Here is a 3,204-nt window from a genome sequence, read left to right on the forward strand (position 1 = left end):
GGACCGGCCGGCGTCACCGGCCGCCCGACGGCCCGGCTGCGCGCCGCGCCCGCTCTCCGCAGGAGCCCGCCCTGCCCGAACTCACCCAACGGGAAAGGGAGATCCTGGCCCTCAGCGGCAAGGGGCTGACGAACCGGCAGCCGGCAGATCGGCGAGCGGCTGCACCTCGCCGAGAAGACGCTCAAGAACCGCATCTCCCGGCTGCTCGCCAAGCTCGGCGCGGAGCGGCGCGTCCGGGCCGCCCTCATCGCCACCCGGACCCTCGCCCCCGCGTAGTGCCGGCTCCCGGCCCCGGTCCGGGTCCACTCGGCGGTCGGGCAGGGACCGAACGACCCTCCCCCGTTCCCCGCGCGATGCGAACAATCGAAGGTATGGAACCCGACCGCATCCCCGCCGCGCACCCGGCCCTGGACGAGCAGCACTGCTTCCGCCTGCTGGCCGGCAGTTCGGTCGGCCGCGTGGTGTACACGGTCGGCGCGCTGCCGGCCGTCCGACCGGTCCCCTACCGGATCGGCGGCGACGGCAGCGTGCTGGTGCGCGCCGCCGCGCACTCGGAACTGGTCCGCGCCGTCTCCGGCGCCCTGGTGGCGTTCGAGGCGGGCGAGATCGACGAGGCGGACGGAACGGGCTGGAGCGTGACCGTGCTGGGACGGGCCGATGTCCGGGAGCTCCCCACCGAGGAGGTCCCGCCCGCCCGGGAGGACCGGTCCGCCGGGGAGGACCCGTCCGCCGGGGAGGACCCGTCCGTCCCCGCGGTCCGGCCGCCCCGCCAGGTCTCCATCCGGATCCGGCCCGAACTCGTCACCGGGCTCCTGCTGCCGGACACCCGGTCCTAGGACCACCCCGTTCAGACCGGCAGCGGGGCCGACCAGACCACCCGGGTCCCGCCCTCCGCCGGGCGGACCAGCTCGAACGACCCGCCCAGCGTCCGCGCCCGCTCCGCCAGGTTCGACAGCCCGCTGCGCCGCCCCTGTTCGGGGACGCCGACGCCGTCGTCCTGCACGGACACCAGCACCCGCCCGCCGGAGGCCTGGAGCACGACCTCGACCCGGCCCGCCCCCGCGTGCCGGGCCGCGTTGCTCAACGCCTCGGCCAGGACGGCGAGGACGTGCTCGGCCACCTCCGACGGGACATCGGTGTCCAGCAGGCCCTCCATGCTCAGCCGCGGTGCGAAGCCGAGCACCGCCTGCGCCTGCTCCACCGTACGGACGGCCCTGGCCCGCAGGCCGTGGCCGGCGGCCTCCTCCCTGGCCCGGAGGCCGAAGATGGTCGACCTGATGATCTTGATGGTCTCGTCCAGGTCCCCCACCGCGCGCAGCACCCGGTCCGAGGCGGTGGCGTGGTCGATGAACCGGGCGGCGCTCTGCAGCGTCATCCCGGTGGCGAACAGCCGCTGGATGGCCAGGTCGTGCAGGTCGCGGGCGATCCGGTCGCGGTCCTCCAGCATCGCCAGCTGTTCGGCGTCCCTGCGGCGCTCCGCCAGCTCCAGGGCCAGTGCGGCCTGATCGGCGAAGCCCAGCAGCGGCCCGGTCTCCCCGTCGGAGAACTCGGGCCGGCCCGCCTCCCTGGCCAGCAGCAGCACGCCGTCGATCTGCCCCTCGGCCCGGCCCAGCGGCACCGCGACCGCCGGTCCGAGGCCGCCGAAGCGGCTCGGCCCCGCCGAGAGCCGGGGGTCACCCGCCAGGTCCACCGTGGTCACCGGCACCCCCGAGGCACAGGCCGCACCCGACAGGGACCCCTCCAGAGGCACCACCAGGCCCGCCCGGCCACTCGCGTCTCCGCCGAGTGCCAGCTCCACCCGGACCGTCCCGGTCCCGGTCACCGGTACGGAGACGTCCGCCAGGTCCGCGCCGGTGATCTCCCGGGCCCGCTGGGCGATCAGCTCCAGCACCTCGGAGCGGGAGCCGCCGGACAGCAGCGCGCGGGTGATCTCCGCACTCGCGCTCAGCCACCGCTGCTGGCGCTGGGCCTCCTCGTACAGCCGGGCGTTGTCGATCGCCACCCCGGCCGCCACGGCCAGCGTGGAGATCACCGCCTCGTCGTCGGCGTCGAACTCCTCCCCGCCCTGCTTGTCGGTCAGGTAGAGGTTGCCGAACACCTCGTCACGCACGCGCACCGGCACCCCGAGGAAGGTCCGCATCACGGGGTGGTGCGCCGGGCAGCCCACCGACGAGGAGTGCTCGGTGAGGTCGGCCAGCCGCAGCGGCGCCGGGTGGTGGATCAGCTCGCCCAGCAGGCCCCGGCCGGTCGGGTAGGGCCCGATCCGTTCGATCTCCTCGTCCGACAGTCCGACCGTGTGGAACTGCGAGAGGGTCTCCCCGTCCGGCCCGATCACCCCGAGCGCGGCGTAGCGGGCGTCCACCAGGACGGCCGCGGCCTCCACGATCCTCCGCAGCACCTGCGTCAGGTCCAGCTCCCGGCCGACCGACAGCACCGCCTCCAGCAGGCTGTGCACCCGGTCCCTGGTGCCCCGGGCCACGTCGATCCGTGCCTGGAGTTCCTCCAGCAGTTCGTCCAGCCGCAGTTGCGGCATCCGTGACCGTACCGTCTCGCCGCTCACGGGCACCCTCCTCGTCGCCGCGGTCGCGGCCGATTGTCGCAGACGGGGACGAACCGCGGGGTGTCAACCGTGCGGCTTCCGGCCCTCCCGGCGGACCCTCGGGCCGGGACCTTCGGTGCGCGACCGGGGCTGGTCGGCCCCTGGGGCTGACCACCGGTCCGGCGGGAGTCTGGTCACCGGACGGGACCGCGGCTGCCGACGCCGGGGCCGTCCGCAGACCAGGGAGGTCGCTGACATGTCGCACGACGTGCTGGTGGGGATCGACGGTTCGGTGCAGAGCGCCGCGGCGGCCGAGTGGGCCGCCCACGAGGCCCACCGCAACGGGCGCGCGCTGCGGATGGTCCACGTCGCGGGAGGCGAGGTGGACGCCCTGGAGCGCGACCTCGGCGGCGGGAGCCCGCTGCCGCAGCCGGTGGCCTCGATCCGGGACCGGATCACGGCCGCGCTGCCGGAGCTGACGGTCTCCTGCGACATCGTCCCCGGGAACCCTGCCTACGCGCTGGCCGCCGCCTCCCGGCGGGCCGCTCTGCTGGTCCTCGGGTCGCGCGGCCTGGGCGGCTTCGCCGGGCTGCTGGTCGGATCGGTCGGGCTGCGCGCCGCCGCCCGGGCCGAGTGCCCGGTGGTGCTGGTCCCCGCCGGCCCGG

3 protein-coding genes and 1 pseudogene are annotated in these 3,204 nt (G+C 75.7%); 3 read left to right on the forward strand and 1 reads right to left on the reverse strand.

Translation table 11 applies throughout. The annotated features are described in order from the left end of the window. Both KS423_RS41810 and KS423_RS41815 read left to right on the forward strand, forming a co-directional pair. Positions 1–276 (forward strand): annotated as a pseudogene (locus tag KS423_RS41810) (response regulator transcription factor); the annotation flags it as partial. A gap of 95 nt (positions 277–371) precedes the next feature. Further along, positions 372–836, forward strand: coding sequence for a pyridoxamine 5'-phosphate oxidase family protein (locus KS423_RS41815; protein ID WP_224284947.1), 465 nt, complete (start codon positions 372–374; stop codon positions 834–836). An 11-nt stretch (positions 837–847) separates the two neighbouring features. On the opposite strand, the gene KS423_RS41820 is transcribed toward KS423_RS41815, so the two are convergent. Next, positions 848–2,533 carry a GAF domain-containing sensor histidine kinase gene (locus KS423_RS41820; RefSeq protein WP_224284949.1) on the reverse strand — a complete coding sequence of 562 codons (1,686 nt, stop codon included), beginning with the start codon at positions 2,531–2,533 and terminating at the stop codon, positions 848–850. Between the two features lie 262 nt (positions 2,534–2,795). Here KS423_RS41820 and KS423_RS41825 point away from each other — a divergent pair. Then, positions 2,796–3,204, forward strand: a 409-nt coding sequence (locus tag KS423_RS41825; protein ID WP_224284948.1) for a universal stress protein, incomplete at its 3' end; no start/stop codon positions are given.

This window comes from Streptomyces sp. LS1784, from assembly GCF_020103755.1.
GTDB lineage: Bacteria > Actinomycetota > Actinomycetes > Streptomycetales > Streptomycetaceae > Kitasatospora.